The sequence below is a fragment of the Cryobacterium soli genome (assembly GCF_003611035.1).
In the GTDB taxonomy this organism is placed as follows: domain Bacteria; phylum Actinomycetota; class Actinomycetes; order Actinomycetales; family Microbacteriaceae; genus Cryobacterium; species Cryobacterium soli.
In genome coordinates this window covers 2,107,709-2,133,304 of record NZ_CP030033.1, presented here as the reverse complement: position 1 = coordinate 2,133,304, position 25,596 = coordinate 2,107,709, and the positions used below count along the sequence as shown (strand labels likewise).

At 68.2% G+C, this 25,596-nt stretch carries 23 protein-coding genes; 13 read left to right on the top strand and 10 right to left on the bottom strand.

Annotated features, from left to right (window positions below):
* The first annotated feature begins 1 nt into the window (after position 1).
* Complete coding sequence (locus DOE79_RS09710; RefSeq protein WP_120338326.1) at positions 2-637, top strand: signal peptidase I; 636 nt, start codon at positions 2-4, stop codon at positions 635-637.
* Here DOE79_RS09710 and DOE79_RS09705 read toward each other — a convergent pair.
* The 3 genes from DOE79_RS09705 to DOE79_RS09695 form a co-directional block, all read right to left on the bottom strand.
* Positions 625-1,308, bottom strand: a complete 684-nt coding sequence (locus DOE79_RS09705) for a YqaJ viral recombinase family protein (RefSeq protein ID WP_425455720.1) — start codon at positions 1,306-1,308, stop codon at positions 625-627. The two genes, DOE79_RS09710 and DOE79_RS09705, sit on opposite strands and share 13 nt — an antisense overlap.
* 184 nt (positions 1,309-1,492) lie before the next feature.
* Complete coding sequence (locus tag DOE79_RS09700; protein ID WP_120338324.1) at positions 1,493-2,164, bottom strand: ABC transporter ATP-binding protein; 672 nt, start codon at positions 2,162-2,164, stop codon at positions 1,493-1,495.
* A 47-nt stretch (positions 2,165-2,211) separates the two neighbouring features.
* Positions 2,212-3,687, bottom strand: a complete 1,476-nt coding sequence (locus tag DOE79_RS09695; RefSeq protein WP_120338323.1) for an ABC transporter permease — start codon at positions 3,685-3,687, stop codon at positions 2,212-2,214.
* Positions 3,688-3,892: 205 nt separating this feature from the next.
* On the opposite strand from DOE79_RS09695, the gene DOE79_RS09690 reads away from it, so the two are divergent.
* The 3 genes from DOE79_RS09690 (at position 3,893) to DOE79_RS09680 (ending at position 7,449) form a co-directional block, all read left to right on the top strand.
* The gene (locus tag DOE79_RS09690; protein ID WP_120338322.1) at positions 3,893-4,639 is read left to right on the top strand and encodes a response regulator transcription factor; all 747 of its coding nucleotides are present in this window, start codon (positions 3,893-3,895) and stop codon (positions 4,637-4,639) included.
* Entirely contained in the window at positions 4,639-6,147 is a 1,509-nt protein-coding gene (locus tag DOE79_RS09685; RefSeq protein WP_120338321.1) for a sensor histidine kinase, read from the top strand. Before DOE79_RS09690 ends, DOE79_RS09685 begins: the two co-directional genes overlap by 1 nt.
* A 357-nt stretch (positions 6,148-6,504) precedes the next feature.
* On the top strand, positions 6,505-7,449 hold the full coding sequence (locus DOE79_RS09680) for a hypothetical protein (RefSeq protein WP_120338320.1): 945 nt from the start codon (positions 6,505-6,507) through the stop codon (positions 7,447-7,449).
* Positions 7,450-7,530: 81 nt separating this feature from the next.
* Here the strand turns inward: DOE79_RS09680 and DOE79_RS09675 are convergent, their stop codons facing one another.
* Complete coding sequence (locus DOE79_RS09675; protein ID WP_162942694.1) at positions 7,531-8,043, bottom strand: MarR family winged helix-turn-helix transcriptional regulator; 513 nt, start codon at positions 8,041-8,043, stop codon at positions 7,531-7,533.
* A 10-nt stretch (positions 8,044-8,053) separates the two neighbouring features.
* Positions 8,054-9,862 carry an MFS transporter gene (locus tag DOE79_RS09670; RefSeq protein ID WP_425455707.1) on the bottom strand — a complete coding sequence of 603 codons (1,809 nt, stop codon included), beginning with the start codon at positions 9,860-9,862 and terminating at the stop codon, positions 8,054-8,056.
* A 316-nt stretch (positions 9,863-10,178) separates the two neighbouring features.
* Between DOE79_RS09670 and rplJ the strand changes: the two genes are divergently transcribed.
* Both rplJ and rplL read left to right on the top strand, forming a co-directional pair.
* The gene (gene rplJ / locus DOE79_RS09665) at positions 10,179-10,694 is read left to right on the top strand and encodes a 50S ribosomal protein L10 (protein WP_120338318.1); all 516 of its coding nucleotides are present in this window, start codon (positions 10,179-10,181) and stop codon (positions 10,692-10,694) included.
* 52 nt (positions 10,695-10,746) lie between these two features.
* A complete protein-coding gene (rplL, locus tag DOE79_RS09660; RefSeq protein ID WP_066592329.1) occupies positions 10,747-11,130 on the top strand; it encodes a 50S ribosomal protein L7/L12 in 384 nt (127 codons plus the stop codon).
* A gap of 349 nt (positions 11,131-11,479) precedes the next feature.
* On the opposite strand, the gene DOE79_RS09655 is transcribed toward rplL, so the two are convergent.
* On the bottom strand, positions 11,480-12,418 hold the full coding sequence (locus tag DOE79_RS09655; RefSeq protein ID WP_162942693.1) for a DUF559 domain-containing protein: 939 nt from the start codon (positions 12,416-12,418) through the stop codon (positions 11,480-11,482).
* 261 nt (positions 12,419-12,679) lie between these two features.
* Between DOE79_RS09655 and DOE79_RS09650 the strand changes: the two genes are divergently transcribed.
* Together DOE79_RS09650 and DOE79_RS09645 are read left to right on the top strand one after the other, a co-directional pair.
* A complete protein-coding gene (locus DOE79_RS09650; RefSeq protein WP_120338316.1) occupies positions 12,680-13,159 on the top strand; it encodes a MarR family winged helix-turn-helix transcriptional regulator in 480 nt (159 codons plus the stop codon).
* The gene (locus tag DOE79_RS09645) at positions 13,156-14,505 is read left to right on the top strand and encodes an MFS transporter (protein WP_120338315.1); all 1,350 of its coding nucleotides are present in this window, start codon (positions 13,156-13,158) and stop codon (positions 14,503-14,505) included. Before DOE79_RS09650 ends, DOE79_RS09645 begins: the two co-directional genes overlap by 4 nt.
* 164 nt (positions 14,506-14,669) lie before the next feature.
* On the opposite strand, the gene DOE79_RS09640 is transcribed toward DOE79_RS09645, so the two are convergent.
* Both DOE79_RS09640 and DOE79_RS09635 read right to left on the bottom strand, forming a co-directional pair.
* Positions 14,670-15,758 (bottom strand): DNA-3-methyladenine glycosylase family protein, encoded by a 1,089-nt coding sequence (locus tag DOE79_RS09640; RefSeq protein ID WP_245977255.1) that lies wholly within the window; start codon positions 15,756-15,758, stop codon positions 14,670-14,672.
* A gap of 62 nt (positions 15,759-15,820) precedes the next feature.
* Positions 15,821-16,831, bottom strand: a complete 1,011-nt coding sequence (locus tag DOE79_RS09635) for a LacI family DNA-binding transcriptional regulator (RefSeq protein WP_120338313.1) — start codon at positions 16,829-16,831, stop codon at positions 15,821-15,823.
* A 308-nt stretch (positions 16,832-17,139) separates the two neighbouring features.
* On the opposite strand from DOE79_RS09635, the gene DOE79_RS09630 reads away from it, so the two are divergent.
* The 4 genes from DOE79_RS09630 to DOE79_RS09615 all read left to right on the top strand — a co-directional run bounded on the left by DOE79_RS09630 (position 17,140) and on the right by DOE79_RS09615 (position 22,570).
* Positions 17,140-18,501, top strand: a complete 1,362-nt coding sequence (locus DOE79_RS09630; protein WP_120338312.1) for an ABC transporter substrate-binding protein — start codon at positions 17,140-17,142, stop codon at positions 18,499-18,501.
* Between the two features lie 98 nt (positions 18,502-18,599).
* Positions 18,600-19,571 carry a carbohydrate ABC transporter permease gene (locus DOE79_RS09625; protein WP_120338311.1) on the top strand — a complete coding sequence of 324 codons (972 nt, stop codon included), beginning with the start codon at positions 18,600-18,602 and terminating at the stop codon, positions 19,569-19,571.
* The gene (locus DOE79_RS09620) at positions 19,568-20,551 is read left to right on the top strand and encodes a carbohydrate ABC transporter permease (protein WP_220094316.1); all 984 of its coding nucleotides are present in this window, start codon (positions 19,568-19,570) and stop codon (positions 20,549-20,551) included. The genes DOE79_RS09625 and DOE79_RS09620 overlap by 4 nt, the downstream gene beginning before the upstream one ends.
* 126 nt (positions 20,552-20,677) lie before the next feature.
* Entirely contained in the window at positions 20,678-22,570 is a 1,893-nt protein-coding gene (locus DOE79_RS09615; RefSeq protein ID WP_120338310.1) for an ABC transporter ATP-binding protein, read from the top strand.
* 38 nt (positions 22,571-22,608) lie between these two features.
* Here DOE79_RS09615 and DOE79_RS09610 read toward each other — a convergent pair whose 3' ends face one another.
* Positions 22,609-23,271 (bottom strand): DUF305 domain-containing protein, encoded by a 663-nt coding sequence (locus DOE79_RS09610; RefSeq protein WP_120338309.1) that lies wholly within the window; start codon positions 23,269-23,271, stop codon positions 22,609-22,611.
* Positions 23,252-23,944, bottom strand: a complete 693-nt coding sequence (locus DOE79_RS09605; RefSeq protein WP_245977253.1) for a thioredoxin-like domain-containing protein — start codon at positions 23,942-23,944, stop codon at positions 23,252-23,254. Before DOE79_RS09605 ends, DOE79_RS09610 begins: the two co-directional genes overlap by 20 nt.
* A gap of 272 nt (positions 23,945-24,216) precedes the next feature.
* Here DOE79_RS09605 and DOE79_RS09600 point away from each other — a divergent pair, with 272 nt between their 5' ends.
* On the top strand, positions 24,217-25,581 hold the full coding sequence (locus tag DOE79_RS09600; protein ID WP_120338307.1) for a cystathionine beta-synthase: 1,365 nt from the start codon (positions 24,217-24,219) through the stop codon (positions 25,579-25,581).
* Positions 25,582-25,596: the final 15 nt, after the last annotated feature.

The following is a 25,596-nucleotide window of genomic DNA, read 5'->3' as shown; positions in this document are numbered from 1 at the left end:
CATGACGGTGCACAGCGCGCAGCGCCCGGCTCAGGTGCACGCGCAGGCCCGTCGCAGTGCCGACCCGGCCGAGCTCAGCGCCTGGCACTACCTGGGCCGCGGCTTGAGCGCGGGTCTGCTGCTGTTGGTGATCGCGCTGGCCGCGCTCGTGATCGTGGTGCCCCAGCTCACGGGTGCGATCCCCCTCACCGTGCTCACCAGCTCGATGGAGCCCGGCCTGCCGCCCGGCACCCTCATCGTGGTGCGTCCCGTGCCCAGCGACAGCCTTGCCATCGGGGACGTGGTCACGTATCAGATCCGCTCGGGTGAACCGGCCGTCGTCACCCACCGCATCGTGGGCATCAGCCTGGCCGCCGACGGCGACCGCACCTTCACCCTGCGCGGGGACAACAACAGCGCCCCCGACGCCGATCCTGTGGTGGCCGCCCAGATGCGCGGCCGGCTCTGGTACTCGGTGCCCTTGGTCGGCCTGGTCAACACCGTGCTGACCGGCCCGGTGAAGGCCTGGGTCGTGCCGCTCGCGGCGGTCGGACTGTTCGGCTACGCCGGGGTGATGGTCGTCGGCGGGATCGTCGAGGCGCGAGCCCAACGAAGAGGCCGGCCGGCCGGCTCCGACCGGGCGGTTCAGCGACCGTAGTCGTAGGGCGGCGGGGCGTCGGCGCGCTCACGCTCGCGCTGGTGGTTGAGCAGGTCGATCAGCTGGTCGGCGAACCGCACCAGGATGCTGATCTGGTCGTCGTCCCGGTCGATCCACCGGCACTCGGGCACGGCGGAACGCGGCACGAAGTTGTCGTGCTCCTCCCAGACCAGCAGGGTGCGGTCGGCGCCCAGCACGTACTGCTGCCACCAGATCTGCCGCAGGTACGAGCGCGGGATGCTGCGCCACGGCTTGCTCGTGGTCTTGATCTCGGCGAGCTCGAAAACACCGTTCCCGCCCAGGCCCAGGCCGTCGGGCGTGGCCAGGTGGCGCGGCTGCCCCGCCGCGTGGAAGAGGTTGGTGCTCGGCTCAATGCCGTAGTTCGCCAGGACCCAGGCGGCGATCTCGGGCTCTCTGGCCCGGCCGTGGTCGGTGTACGGGTTGCCGCCGAAACCGCTGCCGTTGATCTTTTCCCTGGCCGCGGCATGCACCGATTTCTCGGTGGCGAGCTTGGCGACATCCGTTGCCGTGATGCCCTGGCTGCGCGCCCGGAGCCACGCGACCCGGTCGGTGGAGTCGGCGACGATACGGGTGAGATGGGTGAGGCCCGGGGTGGTGGCGGCCGGTGCCGGGGCCGCGACGGCCGGGACGCCCCCGAGGTGCAGGGAGATCGGGATCTGCTCGTCCAGCTCGAAGAGGGACAGCAGGGAATCGGACACGTCCTCCATTCTGCTCCGTGCCGGCGGCGCCGGCGGACACCCCGCCGCGCTTCCGCGGCACAACGCAACAAACCCGCCGGATCCACGGGGATCCGGCGGGTTCGCGCGTCATTCGACCGGGATGTGCCCGGTCGGGTCAGCCGATCTCCTTGACAACGCCCTGCTTGATCAGCAGGCGGCGCTGCGCGCGCTTGGCCACGGCGGTGTCGTGGGTGACCACGATCAGGGTGAGGCCACGGTCTCGCCACAGCCCCTCGAGCAGATCCATGATCTCGTCGCGGGTCTGCTCGTCGAGGTTGCCGGTGGGCTCGTCGGCCAGCAGCACGGCCGGCTCCTTCACCAGGGCGCGCGCGATGGCGACGCGCTGCTGCTGCCCGCCGGAGAGCTCGGCCGGCAGGTGGCTGCCGCGCTCGCCGAGCCCCACCGACGCCAGCGCCGCGCTGGCCCGGGACGTGCGCTCGGCCGCGGGGATGCCCAACGGGGCGAGGGCGGTCTCCACGTTCTCCTGCGCCGTGAGGGTGGGGATCAGGTTGAAGCCCTGGAACACGAAACCGATCTCCTGCGCCCGGATCTGGCCGAGCGGGCCGTCACCGAGCTTGGAGAGGTTCGAGGTGCCGAGCTCCACGGTTCCGTCGGTGGGCCGGTCGAGCGCCCCGAGCATCTGCAGCAGCGTGGACTTGCCGCCGCCGGTGGGACCCTGGATGGCGACCATCTGGCCGTCGGGAATGGACAGGGTGACATTGTTGAGGGCCGTCACGGAGCGTTTGCCCTGGTCGTACTTCTTGGTGACGTTGGTCAGTTGATACATGGCTACGAGGTTCCTTCTCTGGACTTGAGAAAACGTGGTCAGGCGGATCAGGCGATGCTGCGGAGGGCTTCGGCCGGGCGTAGCCGCGAGGCGCGCCAACCGCCGATGGCGCCGGCCAACAGGCCGCCGAGCACGGCCAGTCCCACGGCGATGAGGATCACCGAGAGGGTCACGGGAACCTGCAGGACGATGTCGCTGGTCGCGGCTTCCGCGGCCTGCTGGCCGAAGCCGCCGCCGCCCGGCATCCCCATGGGGCCGGCCTCGGTGGCCGCCGCTCCGGCGGTGAGCGTTGGCGCGACCAGATTGATCACGAAGATGCCGATCAGGCCGATGGCGATGCCGACGATGCCGCCGATCAGGCCCTGCACGAGCGACTCGCCGGCCACCTGCCGCACAATGCGCCCGTTCGACCAGCCGATCGCCTTGAGGGTGCCGAACTCGCGGGTGCGCCGGGTCACGCCGGAGATGGTGAAGAGGATGGCGATCAGGAACGCGGCGGCCAGCACGATGAGCGACAGCCACAGGCCGAGGTTCTTCACCAGGTCGGAGGCGCTGGAGAGCGAACCGGACACGCTCGATGCGAGGTCGGACTGGGTCTGCACGGTGGCGTCCGGCAGGGCGGTCTCGATGTCGGTCTGGATCTGGTCGATGTCGGTCGACGATGCGGCCTGCACGTAGACGTCGGTCACCTGGCCGTCGAGGCCGGACAGCGACTGGGCCACGTCGAGTGGAATGTAGACGTTGGAGGCGGTGGCCGCATCCGCGCTGGATGCGCTGACCAGGCCGACGACGGTGAAGTCGGTGCCGGCGATGGCGACGGTGTCGCCCACGACGAGCTCGGCGGTGGTCGCGTAGCTGGCGTCGAGCACGGCGACATTCGTCCCCGCATCGGCGCTTTCGAGGCTGCGGCCGTCGGTGAGGCTCACGGCGGACAACGGGCCGACGGCCTCGTCGGCCGGGTCGAGGCCGAGCACGGTGAACGAGTCGACGCTGAACGAGCTGCCGCCGGCGCCGTCCGGGCCGCCGCTGGGCGGGGTGCCGCCGGCCGCGGCGTCGCCGCCGGTGGGCATGCCGCCGCTTTCGGAGAAGTCGGGCAGGGCGCCGTCGAAGGTCGTGTTGCTCAGCGACAGAGTGGCCGCGGCGGCGGTGACGTTGTCGATGCCGCTCACGGTGTCGAGGGCTGTGGAGTCGAAGGAGGTGGTGCCGCGGTCGACCGAGAGCCGGGCCTGGCTCACGGTGGTGGTGCCGTCGGTGGTGGCGCCGTCATCCGCGCCGAAGTCGAAGTTCTGCGGTCCGCCCGCGCCGGACTCACCCTCGGTGGGCGCCGTGGGGGTCTGGCTCACCGTGATGTCGGTGCCCACCCCGTAGACCGAGGCGAGCACGGTGGACTGGGCCAGTTGCACGCCGCTCGAGACGGCGTTGACGATAATGACCAGGGCGATGGCGAGCGCCATGCCGATGGCGACGATGGCGGTCTGCTTGCGGCGACCCGCCAGTTCTCGTCGCAAATAGGTGACAAACATCGATTCTCCAGTCCGGGGCAGGGAGGATCCCGCCTTCATGAGTTCGAAGCTAGGCAGCGCCGTTATGGCCGGACTATGGCGCGCCTATGAATTTGCCCAGGGAATCGGAGGCATCCGCCCCGCCGAACAATCAGCGCGGGGGTTCACAGAGTCGCCGTGGAGAACACATAGCCGGCTCATAGGAAGGGCATGGATACTACTTCTCATGACACCACGAGCGAACGAGCAGTCGGCCCACGGACCCCGCCTTCACAAGGCCGACGGTTCCCCTATCCGGGTGCTCGTCGTCGACGACGAACCCACGCTCACCGATCTGCTCTCGATGGCTCTGCGCTACGAGGGCTGGGAGGTGCGCACCGCCGGTGAGGGCCGTGCAGCACTCACCCTGGCGCGCGAGTTCCGGCCCGACGCGATCGTGCTCGACATCATGCTGCCCGACATCGACGGCCTGCAGGTGCTGCAGCGGGTGCGGGCGGATGGCTATGAGACGCCGGTGCTCTTCCTCACCGCCAAGGACTCTCTCGACGACCGCATCGCCGGCCTCACCGCCGGTGGCGACGACTACGTGACCAAGCCGTTCAGCCTGGAGGAGGTCGTGGCCCGGCTGCGCGGCCTCATCCGCCGGTCCACCCTCGCGGTGTCCGACTCCACCGACCCCCGGATTACCGTGGGCGACCTCACCCTCGACGAGGACAGCTACGAGGTGTTCCGCGCCGGCGATCAGATCGAACTGACCGCCACCGAGTTCGAGCTGCTCCGGTTCCTGATGCGCAACCCCCGCCGGGTGCTCAGCAAGGCGCAGATCCTCGACCGGGTCTGGAGCTACGACTTCGGCGGCAAGTCGTCGGTGGTCGAGATCTACATCTCCTACCTGCGCAAGAAGGTGGACGCCGGCCGGGAGCCGATGATCCACACCGTGCGCGGCGCCGGATACATGCTGAAGATCGCCTGATGAACACTCGTTCCACCCGGCCGCCGGCGCCGATCATCGCCACGCCGAGCGGCCGGGCACCCTGGACCCTGCGCCGCCGCCTGGTGGTGGCGGTCGTGGGGCTGCTCGCCCTGGTCAGCCTCGTGATCGGCGTCGTGAGCGTCGCCATCCTGAGCGCCAACCTGATGGACGGGCTCGACAGCCAACTCAAGAACACCGCCGACCGGTCGATCAACCTGTTCGACCGTCCCCCGAGCGGGGTGTCACCCTCCGCCAGCGACGTGCTGAACGGGCCGTCGCAGCAGTCCGGCACACTCGCGCTGGTCTACGACGGCAGCAGCGTCACGGCCGGGTACACCGACCAGAGCGGCACGGTCGTGGCGCTCACCAACGACCAGGTCACCCAGCTGGTGACCGAGCTGGACACGGCCGTGCGGAACGGGCAGACCTCGGAGCCGTTCAGCGTCGACCTCGGCGGCGACGTGGGGGAGTACCGGGTGATGGCCGAAACCGCCCGCTCCGGAACACTCTTCCTCGTGGGCCTGCCGGTCTCGTCGGTCACGGGGACCGCCACCCAACTGGCCGTTATCATCGCGCTGGTCTCCCTGGCCGGCATCGTGCTGGTGGCCTTCCTGGCCACCGCCATCGTGCGGCTGGCCCTGCGCCCGCTGCAGCGGGTGACCGAGACCGCTACACGGGTCTCCGAACTGCCGCTGGACCGCGGCGAGGTGCTCCTGGTCGAGCGGGTGCCGGCAGCCGACACCGACCCACGCACCGAGGTGGGTCGGGTGGGCTCGGCGCTCAACCGCATGCTCGACCATGTCGACGTCGCCCTGGAGACCCGGCAGGCCAGCGAGAACAAGGTGCGCCAGTTCGTCGCGGATGCCAGCCACGAGCTGCGCACCCCGCTCGCGTCGATCCGCGGCTACTCGGAACTCACCCGGCGCAGCGGCCAGGACCTGCCGCCGGACACCAAGCACGCCATCGGCCGCATCGAGAGCGAATCCATCCGGATGACCGGCCTCGTCGAGGACCTGCTGTTGCTCGCCCGGCTGGACGAGGGTCGCGAACTGGAGCGCGAACCCGTCGACCTTACGAGCCTGCTCGTCGACGTGGTCAGCGATGCCCACGCGGCCGGCCGCGACCACGTCTGGGACCTGGACCTGCCCGAGGAGCCCGTACTGGCGGCCGGCGACGGCCCGCGCCTGCACCAGGTCTTCGCGAACCTGCTCGCCAACGCCCGCGTGCACACCGACCCGGGCACCCGGGTGGAGGTCGCGCTCGCCACCGAGGGCGACCGGGCCGTGGTGACGGTGACGGATGACGGCCCTGGTATCCCCGAGAACCTGCGGGCCACCCTGTTCGAGCGGTTCGCCCGCGGCGACACCTCCAGGTTCCGCGGCACCGGCGGCAGCACGGGCCTCGGCCTGGCGATCGTGCAGGCCGTGGTGCAGGCGCACCACGGCGAGGTCACGGTGGACAGCCGGCCGGGCCGCACGAGCTTCCGGGTGGAGCTGCCGCTGGCCTGACGCCCGTCAGCCGGCCGGTGGGGTCGACGACCGGGTGTCTCCCGGCGGCGAGTCGCGTGCAACCCGGGCAGCGGGGCGGTGGGCGTGTGGTTCTCGTCGAGCAGAACGTTGCATACGCCGCACCGCCGGACCGGGCCCGTCGACCGGGCTGACGACCGCCTCGTCATCCCGAAACCGGGCGCCCGGCAGAGCGCCATCCGCTCCGGGGGGCTGCGACACGTCGGCACCCGGCCTCGCTCGCCACTAGGTTTATGAGAGTTATCCCTGATGTGCAGGCAAATGCAAAGCAATCCCGCCGTGTCCTGTGGCAAGTCCGGAGCGTGCGGCAGGGCCCAGATCCACCTGAGAAGAGACCAGATGCTCAACACGTTGCGGTACCGGGCTGCCGGAAGTGCCCTGCTCGTCGCTGCTGCCGCGCTCACATTGGGCGCCTGCGCGTCCTCGGCGGGCGACGTGGCGAGCGACAAGCCGGTGCACACGTCTGCGGCGACCGTCGATCCGACGGCATCCGCCGCACTTAGACCGCTCGGCGAACCGTGCGCTCATGGCACCACCGATGAGAGCGACGTCGTTGCCCTGGAGCAGGTCGCGGACACCGTAGGCACATACTGCCACGTCACGTGGGACACGACCTCGCCGGACCTCATGTGGGATCCGTCCGCCGTCGACAAGTCCGTGACGGAGAACGGCTTCACTATCAAGGACGCGAAATCGGCCCGCGACGCTGCGCTGACCTTTCTCATCGAAGATGTGATCGACTCGCCGTTCTACGACAACCCCGACGCGGACCGTAGCGCTTGGCTCACCGAACGCGGGCCGTTGATGAACGCCGGGTTGCGGGATGCCTACGCCAAGATCATCGGTGACGCACAGATCGTTGCCGACAACAACATCAGCTTCTACGGACCTCCGCGGGCCATCCCCGACGGGTTGCCGCGAGCGGACGACATCCAGCTCTCCACGCCCACATTCTCGGGGTTTCCCGCCGAAGCTGCGAAGGGCGACGTACCAGCACACGGAGCATGGTTGAACGTGTTCACCACGTTCACGGTCTCGTTCCATGGCGGGTCCGACGCTGACCTTGTCGCCGCGATTCTGCGCAACCACCCGGAACAAACCGAGGAAGATCTCCGCGTTGCAGACCCCGGCCTCTTCGACGGGCAAGACAGCGGGTACTTGCTGACCGGCCAGCATAGGTCGACGTTCGAGGAGGGGTCGCTCTTCCAGATCGCCGGTCACGACCCCGATTACCGGATGTACACGCTGTCGGAGAATCCGACCGACATCATCACGATCGACTAGTCCGGGGTCTCCAATACCCGCACTGCTCGGAATGGCGGCCGGGCTGCCGGCCGCCCGTCACCGGCCGGCGGGGTCGATCCGCTAGGAGCCGGCCGGCAGGTCGCCGTTGGGGGAGTTCAGCCGTTCCAGGAGCCGGGCGAACTGGTGCAGATCGGCCTCCGGCCAGCTGGAGAGCCGGGAGTACAGCAGGCTCCTGTCGCTCCCGGGCACCTCGGCCAGCTTGGCGATCGCCAGCGGCGTCGCCGCGAGGAACCGAGCTCGCCCGTCGGCAGGATCCGTCTTGAGCTCGAGCAGGCCGAGGTCTTGCAATAGCCGGGCCTGGCGACTGATCACGCTGCGGTCCACGTCGAGCGACTCGGCCAGCGCACTGGCGTGCGTGGGGCCGCAGCGCCGCAGCGACCGCAGGATCTTGAGGCCGAAGGGCTGCAGCGCCGGGTCGATCCGGGTGGCCGCCTCGCGGATGGCGCCGCGCACGTACGCCGCCAGCACCATCATCTGCTCCTCCACCTGGGCCAGCGCCTCGGCGACGTCGGCCGAGGGGGCCGCGTCGCCGGGGGCGCCGGCGACCGGGGGGAGTTCGCCGTGGTCGGTCATGACCATCACACTAGCGACCCGTGCTGTGCTGTCCGAGCGTCTCGTCTGCGCCCGGCTGCACGCGAATCGAACCCGTCGGGTGGGCCAGGCCCACCGGGGTCAGGCCGGCGGATGCCGCACCCACCTCGATGAGGATGTCTTCGGCGTCTTCACGCTCGCGCAGGTCGGCGTCTTCGAGGCTCTCGGCCGCGATGTGGCCCGTTCCGGTGCGGGTCGGCGCGGACGAGTCGATCTCGGCCTTGGCCTTGGCCAGCGAGATCGCATTCTGGGTGCCGAGCGAAGCGTTGGGCATCAGCGCCACCATGATAAGCGTGATCAGGGCCAACGGCACACCGAGCAGGAACACGGTGCCGACGCCCGAGCCGTACGCGGACTCGACCACGACGCGGATCGCGCCGGGCAGATTGCTGATGTGCGGGATGGCGCCGGAGCCCAGCGTCTGCACCGCGACGGCCTGGTCGGCCGGGGCGAGGTCTGCGATGCCGTCTTTGATGTGCTGGGCCACGACGGTGCCGAGTACCGAACCGAGCACCGAGACGCCCACGGTGCCGCCGAGGCTGCGGAAGAACGTGACAGCACTGGTGGCGACGCCGAGGTTCTGCACCTCGATCGAGTTCTGCACCACGAGCACGAGGTTCTGCATGAGCATGCCGAGGCCCGCGCCGAGGACGGCCATGAAGATGCCGACCAGGACCAGGTTGGTGTCGTACTGCAGGGTGCCGAGCAGTAGCAGGCCGGCGACCACAAGGACCGCGCCGGAGACCATGATGGCCTTCCACTTGCCCGTGCGGCTGATCAGGGTGCCGAACAGGGTCGACGAGATGAGCAGACCGCCCATCATCGGAATGGTCAGCAGGCCGGACTGGGTGGGCGTGGCGCCCCGCGCCAGCTGCATGTACTGGCTGAGGAACACCGAGGTGCCGAACATCGAGACACCCACCGAGATGCTGGCGATCGTGGCCAGGGTGAAGGTGCGGTTCTTGAACAGCGTGAGCGGGATGATGGGCTCGGGGACCTTGAACTCCACGATCACAGCGGAGATGAGCAGCACGGCGGCCGCGGCGACCATGATGAACGAGGTGACGGATGCCCACTCGAAGTCGTTGCCGGCCAGGGTGACCCAGATCATCAGCAGTGACACGCCACCGGCGATGAGTGCGGCGCCCAGGTAGTCGATCTTGACCACGCGCTTGACGCGGGCGGGGAGGTGCAGGGTGCGCTGCAGGAGCACGATGGCCACGATGGCGATGGGCAGGGCGATGAAGAAGTTCCAGCGCCAGCCGAACGCATCCGTCACCACGCCGCCGAGCAGCGGTCCGCCGACGGTGCCGAGCGCCATGACGCCGCCGAAGAGGCCGGCGTACTTGCCACGGTCACGCGGGCTGATGATGTCGGCCATGATGATCTGGCTGAGCGCGGCGAGGCCGCCGGCGCCGAGGCCCTGCAGCACGCGGAAGCCGATGAGGGTTCCGGTGTCCTGGGAGAAGCCGGCCAGGGCCGAGCCGATCACGAACGTGGCCAGGGCCAGCTGGATGAGAAGCTTGCGGTTGAAGAGGTCGGCGAACTTGCCCCAGATGGGCGTGGAGACCGTGGTGGCCAGCAGCGTCGCGGTGATGACCCAGGTGTACGCGGACTGGTCACCCTTCAGGTCGGAGATGATGATCGGCAGCGACGTGCTGACGACGGTTCCGGCGAGGATCGAGACGAACATGCCCAGCAGCAGGCCGGACAGGGCCTCGAGCACTTGGCGCTTGGACATGGAACCGTCGGCCGAGATGGCACGTTTCGGTGTGGTGGTGGTGCGAGAGCGGCGAGGCATGAATCTCCATAGATCTGATTGACAGATGTCAACTATAAATACTTAGTGGACTTCTGTCAACTACTTTTTCGGGATTGCGTGTGTGGCCGTCGATTTGCGCCGGGCCCCGCGCATCCCGTAGGGTGGGGAACAGCCAAAGACCGCCGGTTGTCGCTGCCCAGAAATGGAAAAGCGATCGAAGGTTCATTCACGTGAACGGCCCGCGCAGGTGTTCGAAGTTAGCCAGTCCAACTGGCCTCAGCTCCGGCGCTTGCGCTGGGGCTTTTTTCATGTCTGCGCCCCGGGCTACCGGCACATGAATATTTAGAGGAGCGCCATGGCGAACAAGGAAGCAACGGTCGCCGAGCTGCAGGACAAGTTCCAGAGCTCGACCGCCGTTCTGCTCACCGAGTACCGCGGTCTCACTGTTGCGAAGCTCAAGGAGCTGCGCACGTCCATCAGTGAGGACGCCACGTACGCCGTGGTAAAGAACACGCTGACCAAGATTGCGGCCAACAACGCCGGCATCACGTCTTTTGACGAGGAGCTCGTTGGCCCGTCCGCAATTGCTTTCGTGCACGGTGACCCTGTCGCCGTCGCAAAGAAGCTGCGTGCCTTTACCAAGGCAAACCCTCTCCTGGTTGTCAAGGGCGGTTACTTCGACGGTAACCCCCTGACCGCCGCAGAGGTAGGCAAGCTCGCCGACCTCGAGTCCCGTGAAGTTCTGCTCGGCAAGCTTGCCGGCGCCTTCAAGGCCTCGCTGTTCGGAGCCGCATATCTGTTCAACGCACCGCTGTCGAAGGCTGTTCGCACCATCGACGCGCTGCGTGAAAAGCAGGAGTCCGCGAACTAGGCATCTGCCTGTACCGCGGTGAGTAACTTTAGAAACTAATAGGAGAAAAATCATGGCAAAGCTTTCCACTGAAGAGCTGCTCGAGCAGTTCAAGGGCCTCACCCTCATCGAGCTCTCCGAGTTCGTCAAGGCATTCGAGGAGACCTTCGAGGTCACCGCCGCTGCCCCCGTCGCCGTCGCCGGAGCCGCTGGCCCCGCCGCCGCTGCCGAAGAGGTCGAAGAGCAGAGCGCGTTCGACGTCATCCTCGACGCCGTTGGCGACAAGAAGATCCAGGTCATCAAGGTTGTGCGCGAGCTCACCAGCCTGGGCCTCGGCGAGGCCAAGGCCGTTGTCGATGGCGCGCCGAAGGCCGTCCTCGAGGGCGTTGCGAAGGAAGCTGCCGAGAAGGCAAAGGCTTCCCTCGAGGCCGCTGGCGCCACCGTCACCCTCAAGTAATCACGCCCCGCAAGGGGTTGGTTCTTCAGGTGTAACGGCTTAGCCGCACACTCGTGAAACGGGCGTCGCATCCACACGGATGCGGCGCCCGTTTCCGTTCCCCGCCCCTCCCGCGACTCCCGCCCCTTCCGCGACTCTCCACCCCTCCCGCGACTCCCGCCCCTTCCGCGACTCTCCACCCCTCCCGCGACTCCCGTCGCCGGTCGAGACCTGACTGGCCCATTCTTGCTAGTGCGTGCCCCTCCCGCACTAGCATTTCCGGGCCACCCATGCCCGTTCGTCCCTGACTGGCCCATCTTGGCTAGCGAAACGTGCGGCGCACTCGCGACATCGAGCACGTCACGTCACGTCATGTGGTGGAGAGGGGAGTCGTCCGCGTCGACAGCAGGGGTGGCAGCTGCGCAAGGGCGCGGATGCGCTGCACAAGTTCCGTCGGGTTTTTCAGGTCGTCGGCATTGAGGTCCATCACGCGCCATCCCTGCGCTTCCAGCTTGGCGCGCCGGGTCATGTCCGCCCGCCACTGTCCTTTTGTCGTGCGGTGGTAGTCGCCCTGGTACTCCAGGATGATCCGATATCGAGCGATGGTGAGGTCGGTTCTGGCCACAAACTCCCCAAACGCATCGCTGACAACGTGATTCACGCCTGAGAGCGGCAACCCGGCTAGTTCAAGGATTGCTCGTAGTTTCGACTCCGGAGGGGATTCCGAACGGTCGTTCAGCAGTGCGGCTGCCTGTCGAATCTTGCGCAGGATGCGTCTGTTGAGCGGGCGGTTGAGGGCATCCGCCAGATCCACCGCTGAGACAAGCGGAAGCCGCCAGTGGATGAGTGCGTCGCCGGCTGCCACCAAGTCGAGTAGGCCCAGCATGTGTGCCAGGTCGAACCATGTGCGCAGCGGTGTGGTCACCCGAAGCCCGTCGGGGCGCGTCAGCAGGTCATGCGGTTCGATCTGCAGCGAATGCCCGGCGATGCCGCGCGCGTGCGGGGCTCGGTGCGGTGCCGGGAGGGAGATGTGTAACAGGGAGCTGTGGGCAGCATCGTGCGGGACTGGAATCTTGTGCAGCTGCGCGGCGGTTGTGTGACTGAAAAAGCTCTCCGGAGTCAGCCGCAGTTGGAACAAGGCGCAGCGTTCGGCGAGCTCCAGATCGTGGCGCAGAGATCGGACACCGGCGACCTCGGCGTTGAGGTCGCGGGCGCGCAGCCGGTGTCCGGGGACTCCGACGCTCTGAGCTTGACCGACGGTGAAGGCCGGCTCGGGGAGGCCGGGCGGGAGTGGTTTTCTCGAGTTCATGCGGAGACTGTTCCGCATTTGCGGCCGAGGCGCTGGAGTTGTCCACAGCCTCGCGCCCGGAGTCTGTAGCCGCACCCGGCCCTGTCCGGCTCCCGGGCGATGAGTGGCCCGTTCTCGCTAGTGCGGAGCCGCGGTGACTAGCGAAAATGGGCCAGTCTGGCGAGGCGCGCGCCATGGCGGAGGGTGCCTGGCACCGCTGGGGGGAGCCGATGTGGGGACGGTGGGGTGGATATATAGCTTGGCTATGTATATAGTTGGCGGATGCCTGCTGATCTACATGCCATCCTCGGGGACCTGGTCTCCGTCAACCACCGCCTCACCCGGGTCGCCGCCCGCGCCGCCCGCGGCACCGAATCGCCGGCCCTCTGGCGCACGCTGAGCGTGTTGCTCACGAGCGGCCCCATCCGTCTCGGCGAGCTCGCCGAGCTCAGCCGCGTCTCGCAGCCCACCGTCACCAAGCTGGTGGGAGGCCTTCTCGCCCGCGGCTGGATCGCGCGCACCAGCGACGCCGCCGACGCGCGTGTCAGCCTCATCGCGATCTCCCCGGCCGGCGAGGCCGCCCTGCTGGCCTGGCGCACCGAGCTGGCCGCCGCCCTGCTGCCCTACTTCGCCGATCTGCCCGCATCCGATGTCGACACGCTCGAGCGGGCCGTCGCCATTCTCCGCGATCGGGTCGAGGCCACCGAACGCCAGGCGGCGCCGGGGCGCCTGGCCGAGACGCCGTCGGAGGTCGCCCGATGAGCCGCCGCACACGACAGGTTTCGAGCGGTCTCGCCTCGGCCGGATCTGCCTCAGGCGGATCGGTATCGACTGCCACGACCAGTGCGGGGCCCGCCGCCGGCCATGCCGTCGCCGGGTCTGCCGCGGGCGCGAGCATCCTGCACCAGCCCAAGGCGGTCTGGGCGGTGGCCTTCGCCTGCGTCATCGCGTTCATGGGTATCGGCCTGGTCGACCCGATCCTGCCGGCCATCGCCGCCGACCTCGCCGCCACGCCCACCGAGACCGAGATGCTCTTCACGAGCTACCTGCTCATCACGGGCGTGGCCATGTTCTTCACCAGCTGGCTGTCCAGCCGCATCGGCGCCAAACGCACCCTGCTGATCGGCCTCGCCCTGATCGTGGTGTTCGCCCTCGCCGCCGGCCTCTCCCAGGACGTCGAGTCGATCATCGGCTTCCGCGCCGGCTGGGGCCTGGGCAACGCGCTCTTCATCTCCACCGCACTGGCCACCATCGTGGGAGCGGCGGCCGGCGGCACCTCGTCGGCGATCATCCTCTACGAGGCTGCCCTGGGCCTGGGCATCGCCATCGGCCCGCTGCTGGGCGGACTGCTGGGCAGCATCAGCTGGCGCGGACCGTTCTTCGGCAGCGCCACCCTCATGGCCGTGGGCTTCATCGCCATCGTCGTGCTCCTCAAGACCGAGGGCCCGCGCCCCGTGCCCACCCGCCTGTCCGCCCCCTTCCGGGCGCTCGCCCGGCCGGGCCTGGGTATCCTCGCCGGCGCCGCCCTGTTCTACAACATCGGCTTCTTCGTGCTCCTGGCCTACACACCGTTCGCCCTCGTTCCGCTGGGCCTGGGCAGCGCCGTGAGCCTCGGCCTGGTCTTCTTCGGTTGGGGACTCTCGCTCGCCATCACGTCGGTGTGGGTCGCCCCGCTGCTCACCCGCCGGATGCGCCGCAGCCGCGTGCTCTGGCTCGTGCTGCCGCTGCTCGCCCTTGACCTGGTCGCGGCCGGACTGCTGATCGGCTCGGCCGTGGGCCTGGTGCTCTGCGTGATCGTGGGCGGCCTGCTGCTCGGCGTGCTCAACACCGTGCTCACCGAAAGCGTGATGGAGGCCACCGACCTGCCCCGCAGCGTGGCGTCCTCGGCATACTCCGGGGTCCGGTTCCTCGGCGGCGCGATCGCACCTCCTGCGGCCACCCTCCTGGCCGACGGGTTCACCTCGGCCACGCCATTCTTCGCTGCGGGCGCATCCGTTCTGGTGGCCCTGCTCGTGATCGTGCTGGGCCGGCACCACCTGGCCCGCGCCGACGGCGGCGTGGAGAGCGCCCTCGACGAGGCCGAGGCGATCGGCGCCGGCGACAGCTGACCGCCACCGGCCCTCGGCCGGTGCGCTCGTGGCGCAGGTATGCAGTGGTGGCGCAGGTTTGACCTCGTGGCGCAGGTTACACGGCCGCCTTACCTGCGCCGCGACATTTTTCCTCCGCCGCGAGCTCTTCCCTGCGCCGCGAGCACGTTCCCACGCGGCGCCCGTCAGTGCCGACGGTGGTCCTGGATGGTCATCCGGGGGCCATGGCGCGGTGCCCGGTAGCCGCTGCCGAGGATGAGGCGCACCACCCGTTGCCGGTGGCCCAGGAAGGGCTCGAGCAGCTCGAGCATGCCGTCGTCGTCGACGGGTGCGCCGGTGAGTGCCCAGCCCACCTGGGCGGCGAGGTGGTAGTCGCCCACGCTCACGGCATCCGGATCGCCGTGCGAGCGCTGGGTGACCTCGGCGGCCGTCCAGCGGCCGACGCCCGGCAACGACTGCAGCCGGCGTGCGGCGGTGACGGCGTCGACCGGGCGGTCGAGGGAGGCCGCGACGGCGGCGACCGTGACGGCCGTGCGTGAGCGCCGCGGGTCCACGCCGGCGCGGTGCCAATCCCACGACGGTACGAGCCGCCAGCGCTCCGGCCCCGGCGAGACCATCATGCCCGCGGGGGCCGGCCCTGGGGCCGGCTCGCCGTGCTGCCGGATGAGCCGGTACCAGGCGCGGTGGGCCTCCAGCACGGTCACCTTCTGTTCGATGATCGCCGGGATCAGGGACTCGAACACGAGCCCCGAACTGCCCAGCCACACGCCGGGTGCCCGGCGGCGGACCTCCGCGATGGCCGGATGCGCGGTGAGGTCGAGGCCGCTCCAGTCGTCCTCTGAACCGAGCAGCTTGGGCACCCGGTCGATGCACCACCCGGCGCCAGGGCCCCACGCCTGGGCGTGGATGTCGCCGTCGGCGCCCTGGCGGAGCAGGAGGGTCGCCGGTCCGATCGGGGTGCGCTGGGTGCGCCAGATTCCCGCGGGGTCTGTGCGGCAGGTGGGATCCCCCCGGCCGCGGCAGTGCGGGGCCATCGTGGCAGCCAGGTCCACGGGGCGGGCGGGCGCGTACCGCGTGGTCACGGTGGTGACGTCACCTGTGCCGCCCACGGCCTCCGCTGCTGGTCCTGCAACTGTTGCTGGTGCCGCTGCTGCTGCTGTTGTTGTTCCCGACCCTGCAGAACCGAGGCGCCCCGCGGTGGTGCTCCCGGCATCGGCGCCGCAGCGATCGCGCACCGGCTCATCCGTCTGCTCGGTGCTCGGGTCGGGAATCATCCCACGAGGCTAACCCGGAGCGGCGACACCGCGCACACCGGCCGCGCATCCGACGCCCTCGATCAGCGCGGCGCGCTCGTGCTGGAGCGCATCACCAGGTTGGTCGGCGCCCGGGTCAGCTGCGCCGAGCCGACGGTCGACGGCTGGGCGAGGGCGCTGAGCAGCCAATCCACGGCCATCCGGGCCTGGTTGCGCGGATGCTGTTCGATGGTGGTGAGCCGGAACATCTCGGCATACGGATGCCCGTCGATGCCGATCACCGACAGCTCGGTGGGAATCTGGATGCCGAGTTCCCTGGCGGCGATGATGAGTCCGACGGCGATCTCGTCGCTCGCGGCGAACACCGCCGTCGGCCGGCGGCGCGGGTCACCGAACAGGGCGAGACCCGCCTCGTACCCGCCGGGAACAGTGAACGCGCAGGCGGAGAAGCCGTCGTCGGTCGAGTGGCCGGCGGCCCGCATGGCCGCATTGAAGCCGGTCAGCCGCTTGGTGTGCACGGCGAAGTCCATCTGGTCGATCTGGTCGCCGCCGACATGACGGATGTCGGTGTGCCCGAGGCTGAGCAGGTGCTCGGTGGCCAGGCGTGCGGTGGCGACATCGTCGATCGCGATGGTGTGCACGCCCGGGATCTCGCCGCCGATGCCCACCAGTGGGCGGCCGAGGCGGTGCAGCTGGGTCACCTCGTCGTCGCTGAGTTCCACGCCGACCGAGATGACGCCGTCGAACCGCTTGCGGGCAAGGAAGAAATCGAAGACCCGCTCCCGCTCGACGGAGTGCGTGGGCAAGTTGTAGAGCGTCATGTCGTACCCCTGGGCGAGCAGCGACTGCTCGAGGCTCTCCAGGATCTCCGAGAAGAACCAGCGGCTGATGAACGGGATGATCACGCCCACGCTCTGCGTGCGACCGGTGACGAGGCTCGCGGCGTTGGGCGAGGCGACGTAGCCGATGAGGGCTGCGGCGGCGACGACCTTCTGCCGGGTCTCTTCTGAGACGTACCCCCGGCCGCTGAGGGCGCGGGACGCCGTGGCTTTGGCGACTCCCGCGAGGCGCGCGACATCGGCTATTGCGCTCATCTCAGCCTCCGTCCTTGGAAACGCTAGTGCACACCCTAGCGGTTCCCACTCGCCAGTGGAACCGGTTCCATAAACTCGGGACCGGAGCGTGACGCTCATCTGTGCGACTTGGCGTGAGAGCGCGATCTTTGCCAATCCGTAATCATTTTGGGCTTGTGGCGAAGCAATCAGTGCCGTACTTTGTGGTGTGGAACCGGTTCCTTATGCAACCGTTTCCAGATGTGTGACCCAGAGCACCTGCAGTACACATTCGGTCGTTCGGAAAAACCGAAAGCGACCACAAGCAACACTCAACGAGGAGGATTTGCATGAGCGTGAAACAGCATCGCCGGCTTTTCGTCCCGGTCGCTGCAGCCGCAGTGATGGGACTCGCCCTGACCGGTTGTACCGGCGACATCGCCGCCCAGGACGCGGCCGACACCGACTGCTCCGCCTACACCGACTACGGAACCTTCGAGGGCAACCCCGAGGTCAGCATCGGTGGAACCATTCAGGATGACGAGGCCGACCGCCTCGTGCAGTCCTGGGCCGACTTCCAGGCCTGCACCGGTATCACGGTGAACTACACAGGCACCAAGGAGTTCGAGGCTCAGATCGCCGTTCTCGCCGAGGGTGGCAGCGCGCCGGACATCGGGATCATCCCGCAGCCGGGCCTGTTCAACAAGCTTGCCGACGCCGGCTTCCTCAAGCCCGCTCCCGAGGCCGTCGAGGCCAACGTGGACAAGTGGTGGTCGACGGACTGGAAGGGCTACGGCACCGCGTCCGACGGCACCTTCTACGCCGCACCGCTGATGGCCAGCGTCAAGGGCTACGTCTGGTACTCCCCGTCGATGTTCGAGGAGAAGGGCTACGAAGTCCCCACCTCGCTCGACGAGATGATGACCCTCACCGCCAAGATCGCCGCCGACGGCACCGTGCCGTGGTGTGCCGGTGTCGGATCGGGTGACGCCACGGGTTGGCCGGGAACGGACTGGGTCGAGGACTACGTTCTCCGCCAGGCCGGAGCGGACACCTACGACAAGTGGGTCAAGCACGAGATCCCGTTCAACGATCCCGCCATCGTCACCGCCTTCAACTCGGTCGGCGACATCCTGAAGAACCCGGAGTACGTCAACGGTGGACTCGGCGACGTGTCCTCGATCATCTCCACGGAGTTCGGCGACGCCGGCCTGCCGGTTCTCGACGGCACCTGCGCCCTGCACCACCAGGCCTCGTTCTACGAGGGCTTCTGGAAGAACGCGGATGGCTCGGCCGTGACGGTCGCGCCTGACGGCGACGTCTACGCGTTCCTGCTGCCGCCCGCCGAGGCCGGCGGAGAGCAGGCCGTCACCGGTGGTGGCGAGCTGGTCAGCGCGTTCAACGAGAGCGACGAGATCACCGCAGTGCTCAGCTACCTCTCGAGCGACACCTGGGCGAACAACCGCGTTGAGCTGGGCGGCGTCATCAGCGCCAACACCGGCCTCGACGCCTCGCTCGCATCCAGCGACATCCTGAAGCAGAGCGTCGAGATCCTGCAGGACCCGAACACGGTCTTCCGTTTCGACGGCTCTGACCTGATGCCGGGTGCCGTTGGCACCGACTCCTTCTGGAAGGGCATCGTGAACTGGCTCAGTGGCGACGACACCCAGAAGGTTGTCGACACCATCGAGTCCAGCTGGCCGAAGAGCTAGCACCAGCGTGACCGGGTGGGTCCGCCGTGAGGCGGACCCACCCGCATACCTCCCACTCTTCGCAGCTTCTTCCTCGACACCATAGAAGGGTCCGGCCAATGACGACCGCGGATCTACTCGGCAAGATAATTCAGGTGGTGGCAGCTCTCGCCGCCTTCTCGCTCGTCATCGGGCTCATACTCTTTTTGATCGACAAAGCGCCCAAACGCGGGCGCGACTACTGGCAACTCGCCTTCTTCCTCCTCCCCGCGCTGCTGCTGCTGCTCGTCGGGCTCATCTATCCGGCCATCCGCACCTCGCTGCTGGCCTTCAGCAACGGCGCCGGCGACTGGGTTGGAGCAGACAACTTCGTCTGGATGTTCACCCAGCCGGCCGCCCTCGTCACCCTCGGCAACACCGTGATCTGGGTGGTCGTGGTGCCGATCCTCTCCACCGCCATCGGCCTCGCCTACGCGATGTTCATCGACAAGTCCCGCGGTGAGAAGTACTTCAAGGCCCTGGTCTTCATGCCCATGGCCATCTCGTTCGTGGGCGCCGGCATCATCTGGCGGTTCGTCTACGACTACAAGTCGGGCGACAACGCCCAGATCGGCCTGCTCAACCAGATTCTGGTCTGGTTCGGCGCCGAGCCCGTGCAATGGCTGCAGACCTCGCCCATCAACACGTTCCTGTTGATCGTCGTGATGATCTGGATCCAGACCGGTTTCGCCATGGTCATCTGCTCCGCCGCGATCAAGGGCGTGCCCACCGAGCAGATCGAGGCGGCTCAGCTCGACGGCACCAACGGTTGGCAGCGGTTCACCAACGTGACGCTGCCGGGCATCCGTGGCTCGCTGGTCGTGGTCATCACCACGATCTCGATCGCCACCCTCAAGGTGTTCGACATTGTGCGAACCATGACCGCCGGTAACTTCAACACCAGCGTCATCGCCAACGAGATGTACACCCAGGCCTTCCGGGCCGGCGAGCAGGGCCGTGGCGCCGCGCTCGCGATCGTGTTGTTCCTCCTGGTGCTGCCGATCGTCATCTACAACGTACGAATCCTGCGTCAGCAGAGGGAGATCCGATGAGCGACAACGTAGTCGACCTGCCCATCCCGGGTGCCACCACGGCGAAGGCGAACACGACAGCCGAGGTCGTCGGCAAGTCCGAGCGGGTCAAGCGCCGGCTCACCTCGCGAACCGCCACGGTGGTGGCCCTCGTCATCGCCGTGCTGTGGACCCTGCCCACCTTCGGCCTGTTCATCTCGTCGTTCCGTCCGGCCGGCCTGATCAGCACCACCGGTTGGTGGACGATCTTCCAGAACCCCGGCTTCACCCTGGACAACTACAAAGAGGTGCTGTTCAGCACCTCGCAGTCGTCGCCGCAGCTGGGCGCCTACTTCGTGAACTCGCTGGCCATCGCGATCCCGGCCACCCTGTTCCCGCTCGTGATCGCCGCGATGGCCGCGTACGCCTTCGCCTGGATCAAGTTCAAGTGGAGCGGTGCCCTCTTCGTGCTGATCTTCGCCCTGCAGATCGTGCCGCTGCAGCTGGCCCTGATCCCGCTGCTGCAGATGTTCACGCAGTTCCTGCGCCCCGGCCAGGCCTGGGTGCACGACCTGATCCCGATGATCCCCGAACAGGGCTACCTGCCCGTGTGGATCGCGCACACGATCTTCGCGCTGCCCCTGGCGATCTTCCTGCTGCACAACTTCATCTCCGAGATCCCCGGCGAGGTCATCGAGGCGGCACGAGTGGATGGCGCCACCCACGGCCAGGTGTTCTTCCGCATCGTGCTGCCGCTGGCCGTTCCGGCGCTGGCGTCCTTCGCGATCTTCCAGTTCCTCTGGGTCTGGAACGACCTGCTCGTGGCGTTGATCTTCTCCGGTGGCACACAAGATGTGGCACCGCTCACCCAGAGGCTGGCGGAGCTCACCGGTACGAGAGGCCAGGACTGGCAGAGACTGACCGCAGCGGCGTTCGTGTCGCTCGTGGTGCCGTTGATCGTGTTCTTCAGCCTGCAGCGCTACTTCGTGCGCGGCCTGCTGGCAGGGTCGACCAAGGGATAGACCCCCGGCCAGGCCAGAGGCTATGATCTGAATCACCTTTCAGACGTGGTCGATGCCGGCACTGGCATCGCCGCGACGGACCGGCCCCGAATCTTCGGGGTCGGTCCGCTGACTTAGAGTGAAGCAATGAGCGGAATGCACGGCGGGGGAGCACGTCCCGCAGAACAATTCCGGGGGCGCCGCACTCGTGTCAGCGGCGATGACCCGCAGGCCCAGAAGGCCGAGAACGCCGAAGCGCCCGTGATCCCGAACCTGTTGGGACGCATCCGGGCCCTGTTTGCACCGCACGGCCGCAAGCTCACCGTCACGGTGATCCTGGTGTTGCTCTCCGCCGGCCTCTCGGTGCTGCCGCCGTTGCTGATCCAGCGGGCGTTCGATCAGGGCCTCTTCCCGGAATCCGGCGGACCCGACCTGCAGCGGTTGACCGTGCTCGTGGCCCTCATGATCGCGGCATATGTGACCACGGTCCTGTTGGGCGTCTGGCAGACCTGGCTCACCGCCACGGTGGGCAACTCGGTGATGGGCGAGCTGCGGGTGAAGCTGTTCAGCCACCTACAGGCCATGGAGCTCAGCTTCTTCACCCGCACCAAGACCGGCGTGATCCAGTCCCGGCTACAGAACGACGTCGGCGGGGTGGCCGGGGTGCTCACCAACACGGTCTCCAGCGTGCTCGGCAACGCCGTCACCGTGATCGCGGCGTTCGTGGCCATGCTGCTGCTCAACTGGCAGTTGGCGATCGTCGCGGTGATCCTGATGCCGATCCTGGTGTTCGCGCAGCGCCGGGTCGGCCAGGTACGGGCCCGCATCGCCTCGAAGACGCAGGAGTCGCTCTCCGACATGACCGCGATCACTCAGGAGACGCTGAGCGTGTCGGGCATCCTGTTGTCCAAGAGCTTCACCCGGCAGAACGCCGAGATCGCCCGGTACTCGCACGAGAATGACAACCAGGTGCGGCTGCAGGTCAGCCAGCAGATGAGCGGTCAGTGGTTCTTTGCCATGGTCAGCATCTTCCTGTCCAGCATCCCGGCCATCGTCTACCTCGTCGCCGGGTTGCTGCTCACCAACGGCGCCACCGACATCACCGCGGGCACCGTCGTGGCGTTCACCACCGTGCAGGCGCGGTTGCTCTTCCCGCTGCTCGGCCTCATGCGCGTGGCCCTGGACCTGCAGACTTCCAGCGCCCTCTTCGCGCGCATCTTCCAGTACCTTGACCTCACCCCGGCCATCAGCGACGCCCAGGACGCGCGTCCGGTGCCCGCGGTGACCGGTGAGGTACAGTTCGACGCCGTCACCTTCGCGTACCCGGATGCGTCCGCCGAGTCCAGACCGACCCTGGACGCTGTCTCCTTCACGATCGAACCCGGCGCGTTCGCGGCCTTCGTGGGGCCCAGCGGTGCGGGCAAGACCACGGTGTCGTATCTGATCCCGCGGTTCTACGAGGCCACCGGCGGCCGGGTACTGTTCTCCGGCGTGGACGTACGCGACCTCGAACAGGAATCCCTCGTCTCGCACATCGGCATCGTCAGCCAGGAGACCTATCTTTTCCACGCCACCATCGCCGACAACCTGCGGTACGCCAAGCCCGAGGCGACGGATGCCGAACTCGAGACGGCGGCGCGGGCCGCGAACATCCACGACACCATCGCGTCATTCCCCGCCGGGTATGACACCGTCGTCGGAGAACGCGGCTACCGGCTCTCCGGCGGCGAGAAACAGCGGGTGGCGATCGCCCGGGTACTGCTCAAGGACCCGGAGGTGCTGATCCTCGACGAGGCCACGAGCGCCCTCGACGCGATCTCTGAGCGCGTCGTGCAGGCCGCCCTGGACACGGCCTCCCGCGGACGCACCACGATCGCCATCGCGCACCGCTTGTCGACCATCGTGACGGCCGACGTGATCTTCGTGGTCGACGCGGGCCGGGTGGTCGAGTCGGGCACCCACCGGGAGCTGCTCGCCGCCGGCGGCACGTACGCCGAGCTCTACGCCGAGCAGGCCCCCGAACGTCTCCCCGAACTGTGAGCTGAGCCCCGAAAAGCCCGGGTTTGTGGGGCTACAGATCAGAGTTCGCGGGCGGCGAGCATCGACTCCATGAGGGCGATCTCGGATTCCTGGGAGATGATGACCGAGTTGGCGAAGCCGAGGATCGACGCGGCGTTGGCGCGATCCTGTACGGCCTCGGCCATGTCGACGGCGCCCCTGTGGTGCGCGATCATCAGGGTAAGGAACATCCGCTCGGCGTCGACACCGGTGGACGCGGTGAGGGCGGCGATCTGGTCGTCGGTGGCCAGTCCGGGCATCCGCTGCCCCGGCGTGTGCGCCCCGCCGGTATGGCCGTGGCCTTCGTCGGAGCGACCGGGCCGGGTCATCCAGGTCATCGACGGCTCGGGGCCGGCCTGGGAGAGGTTCCACTCGGTGAGCCAGCCGTAGAGCTGGCCGGCCTGTTGCGACTGGGTGAGCGCGATGTCATACGCGAGCCGGCGCACCTCCTCGTCGGTGCTGCGGTCACGGATGATCATGGCCAGCTCGGCCCCCTGCAGGTGGTGCACCTGCATGTCGCGGGCGAATCCGGCCTCGGCACTCGTGGCGGTGGGTGCTGGGCTGTCGCTCGCGCTCAGACGGCCCACGGAGTAGCCGACCAGCGCGACCATCGCGACCGCGATCGCGGCCGCGATGATCAGGGTGACGCGCCTGGCGCCGACGCTACGCCTTGCCGGGGCCATCGATGCCGCCGGTGCACGGGGACCCGGGCTCCGGCACCGAGTTGCTCTGCCAGTACTCCTGGATGAAGGTCGGGATGCGCTCGTCGTCGACCGCGTCGACCGCCAGCTGCGAGTTCCAGCCGCTGAGCACGATGGGGGAGTCGAGTCCCTCGAACGGCGAGAGGATCACGTAGCTGGAGGGCAACAGGCCGCGCAGGGTGGCCAGATCGTCGTCGCTGAGCGAGGAGTCGTAGGTGATCCAGAGTGCGCCGTGCTCCTGGGAGTGCACGGCGTTCTCCGACGGAACCTGCTCGGTGTACACACCGCAGTTCAGCCAGGCCGGGTTGTGTTCGCCGCCGGCCGGCGGGGTCTGCGGGTAGGTCACGGCGGTCTGCACGTGGGCGGCCGTGTTCTGGAACGTCTGCACGCCCTCGATCTCGGCGCCCGTGCCACCGCCGGCGGTGTAGCTGGCGCTCTTGGGGGTGAGGACCACGGACGTGATGACCAGGCCCACCACGGCGACGACGGCCGTGATGCCCGCGATCAGGCCGATGCGCCGGTTGCGGGCGCTCCGCTTTTGCTCGCGGTGGTACTGCTCGAGCTTGGCGGCACGTTGCGCCGCTCGCTGCGCTTTGACGCCGGGCTTGGGGGTGGACGAGCCGGCGGAGGGGCCGGTGGGCGGGGCAGGGGTCACAAGGGCCTCTTTCGATTGCTGTTCTCTCATTCGAACGTATGCACCGCCGCCCGCGCTTCCCGAGCGGGGCATCTCACAGATGGTTCACAGGCTGGTCGGGACTCAGGGGCGGCGACTAGAGTGAAACCGTGATCATCCTGACGTCGTGTCCCTGTTGCTGCTTTCGCTAGCCGACTCGCACACCCGTATTCACCGGTTTCAGACCGCCACCAGGCCAGCGGCCACGCCGGCATCGCTCCGCGCCACGTCACTCACGTTCGAAGGATCCCTTCATGAAAATCGCTGACACCATCCTCGACCTCATCGGCAACACGCCCCTGGTCAAGCTGCACAAGGTCACGGAGGGCATCTCCGCCACCGTGCTCGTGAAGCTCGAATACCTGAATCCCGGCGGGTCCTCCAAGGACCGCATCGCCACCCGCATCATCGACGCCGCCGAGCGTGACGGGCACCTGTTGCCCGGCGGCACCATCGTGGAGCCCACCTCCGGCAACACCGGCGTCGGCCTGGCCCTGGTGGCCCAGCAGCGCGGCTACAAGTGCATCTTCGTGCTGCCCGACAAGGTGGGTGAGGACAAGCGCAATGTGCTCACCGCGTACGGCGCCGAGATCGTCGTGACGCCGACATCCGTGGCCCCCGACGACCCCGAGTCCTACTACAGCGTCTCCGACCGGCTCGCCCGCGAGATCCCGGGCGCCTTCAAGCCCAACCAGTACTCCAACCCGAACGGGCCGCTCAGCCACTACGAGTCCACCGGACCGGAGATCTGGCGCGACACCGACGGCACCGTCACCCACTTCGTCGCCGGCGTCGGCACCGGCGGCACCATCACCGGCACCGGACGGTATCTGCGCGAGGTGTCGGACGACGGCGTGCGCATCATCGGCGCGGACCCGGAGGGCTCGGTCTACTCGGGCGGCTCCGGGCGTCCGTATCTCGTCGAGGGTGTCGGCGAGGACTTCTGGCCCACCGCGTACGACCCGGCGGTGCCCCACGAGATCATCGCGGTGTCGGATGCCGACTCCTTTGCGATGACCCGCCGGCTCGCGCTCGAAGAGGGCATCCTGGTGGGCGGCTCGAGCGGCATGGCCGTCGTCGCCGCCCTGCGCGCGGCCCGCGAGCTGCCCGCCGACGCCGTCGTGGTGGTGCTGCTGCCCGATGGCGGCCGCGGCTACCTGGGCAAGATCTTCAACGACGGCTGGATGCGCAGCTACGGCTTCTCCAACGCTCCCGCCGGTCACACCGTGGCCGACCTGCTGCGCTCGAAAACCGGCACCCTGCCGGCGTTCGTGTACGTGCACCCGAACGACACCGTGCGCGACGCGATCGAGACCATGACCTCCTCGAGTGTGTCCCAGTTGCTCGTGCTCGCGGCCAAGCCGCCCGTCGTGATGGGCGAGGTCGTCGGCTCCGTCGACGAACGCAGCCTGATGGGCCGGGTGTTCTCCGGAGAATCGCAGCTCACCGACAAGGTTGGCTCGATCGTGGGCGACGCCCTGCCGCTGATCGGCGTGAACGAACCGGTGGGGTCGGCCCGGGCCGCGTTCGCCGAGCACGACGCCCTCCTCGTCACCGACGGCGGCAAGCCGCTCGGGGTCATCACCCGGCACGACCTCCTGACCTACCTCAGCGCCTAGCTCCGGGCGGGCCCA

What these genes read in the sequence shown, in the direction of transcription:
- DOE79_RS09710 (WP_120338326.1), top strand. Translation starts at nt 2, where the DNA reads ATGACGGTGCACAGCGCGCAGCGCCCGGCTCAGGTGCACGCGCAGGCC.
- DOE79_RS09700 (WP_120338324.1), bottom strand. Translation starts at nt 2,164, where the DNA reads ATGTATCAACTGACCAACGTCACCAAGAAGTACGACCAGGGCAAACGC.
- DOE79_RS09695 (WP_120338323.1), bottom strand. Translation starts at nt 3,687, where the DNA reads ATGTTTGTCACCTATTTGCGACGAGAACTGGCGGGTCGCCGCAAGCAG.
- DOE79_RS09690 (WP_120338322.1), top strand. Translation starts at nt 3,893, where the DNA reads ATGACACCACGAGCGAACGAGCAGTCGGCCCACGGACCCCGCCTTCAC.
- DOE79_RS09685 (WP_120338321.1), top strand. Translation starts at nt 4,639, where the DNA reads ATGAACACTCGTTCCACCCGGCCGCCGGCGCCGATCATCGCCACGCCG.
- DOE79_RS09680 (WP_120338320.1), top strand. Translation starts at nt 6,505, where the DNA reads ATGCTCAACACGTTGCGGTACCGGGCTGCCGGAAGTGCCCTGCTCGTC.
- DOE79_RS09675 (WP_162942694.1), bottom strand. Translation starts at nt 8,043, where the DNA reads ATGACCGACCACGGCGAACTCCCCCCGGTCGCCGGCGCCCCCGGCGAC.
- DOE79_RS09670 (WP_425455707.1), bottom strand. Translation starts at nt 9,862, where the DNA reads ATGCCTCGCCGCTCTCGCACCACCACCACACCGAAACGTGCCATCTCG.
- rplJ (WP_120338318.1), top strand. Translation starts at nt 10,179, where the DNA reads ATGGCGAACAAGGAAGCAACGGTCGCCGAGCTGCAGGACAAGTTCCAG.
- rplL (WP_066592329.1), top strand. Translation starts at nt 10,747, where the DNA reads ATGGCAAAGCTTTCCACTGAAGAGCTGCTCGAGCAGTTCAAGGGCCTC.
- DOE79_RS09655 (WP_162942693.1), bottom strand. Translation starts at nt 12,418, where the DNA reads ATGAACTCGAGAAAACCACTCCCGCCCGGCCTCCCCGAGCCGGCCTTC.
- DOE79_RS09650 (WP_120338316.1), top strand. Translation starts at nt 12,680, where the DNA reads ATGCCTGCTGATCTACATGCCATCCTCGGGGACCTGGTCTCCGTCAAC.
- DOE79_RS09645 (WP_120338315.1), top strand. Translation starts at nt 13,156, where the DNA reads ATGAGCCGCCGCACACGACAGGTTTCGAGCGGTCTCGCCTCGGCCGGA.
- DOE79_RS09640 (WP_245977255.1), bottom strand. Translation starts at nt 15,758, where the DNA reads ATGATTCCCGACCCGAGCACCGAGCAGACGGATGAGCCGGTGCGCGAT.
- DOE79_RS09635 (WP_120338313.1), bottom strand. Translation starts at nt 16,831, where the DNA reads ATGAGCGCAATAGCCGATGTCGCGCGCCTCGCGGGAGTCGCCAAAGCC.
- DOE79_RS09630 (WP_120338312.1), top strand. Translation starts at nt 17,140, where the DNA reads ATGAGCGTGAAACAGCATCGCCGGCTTTTCGTCCCGGTCGCTGCAGCC.
- DOE79_RS09625 (WP_120338311.1), top strand. Translation starts at nt 18,600, where the DNA reads ATGACGACCGCGGATCTACTCGGCAAGATAATTCAGGTGGTGGCAGCT.
- DOE79_RS09620 (WP_220094316.1), top strand. Translation starts at nt 19,568, where the DNA reads ATGAGCGACAACGTAGTCGACCTGCCCATCCCGGGTGCCACCACGGCG.
- DOE79_RS09615 (WP_120338310.1), top strand. Translation starts at nt 20,678, where the DNA reads ATGAGCGGAATGCACGGCGGGGGAGCACGTCCCGCAGAACAATTCCGG.
- DOE79_RS09610 (WP_120338309.1), bottom strand. Translation starts at nt 23,271, where the DNA reads ATGGCCCCGGCAAGGCGTAGCGTCGGCGCCAGGCGCGTCACCCTGATC.
- DOE79_RS09600 (WP_120338307.1), top strand. Translation starts at nt 24,217, where the DNA reads ATGAAAATCGCTGACACCATCCTCGACCTCATCGGCAACACGCCCCTG.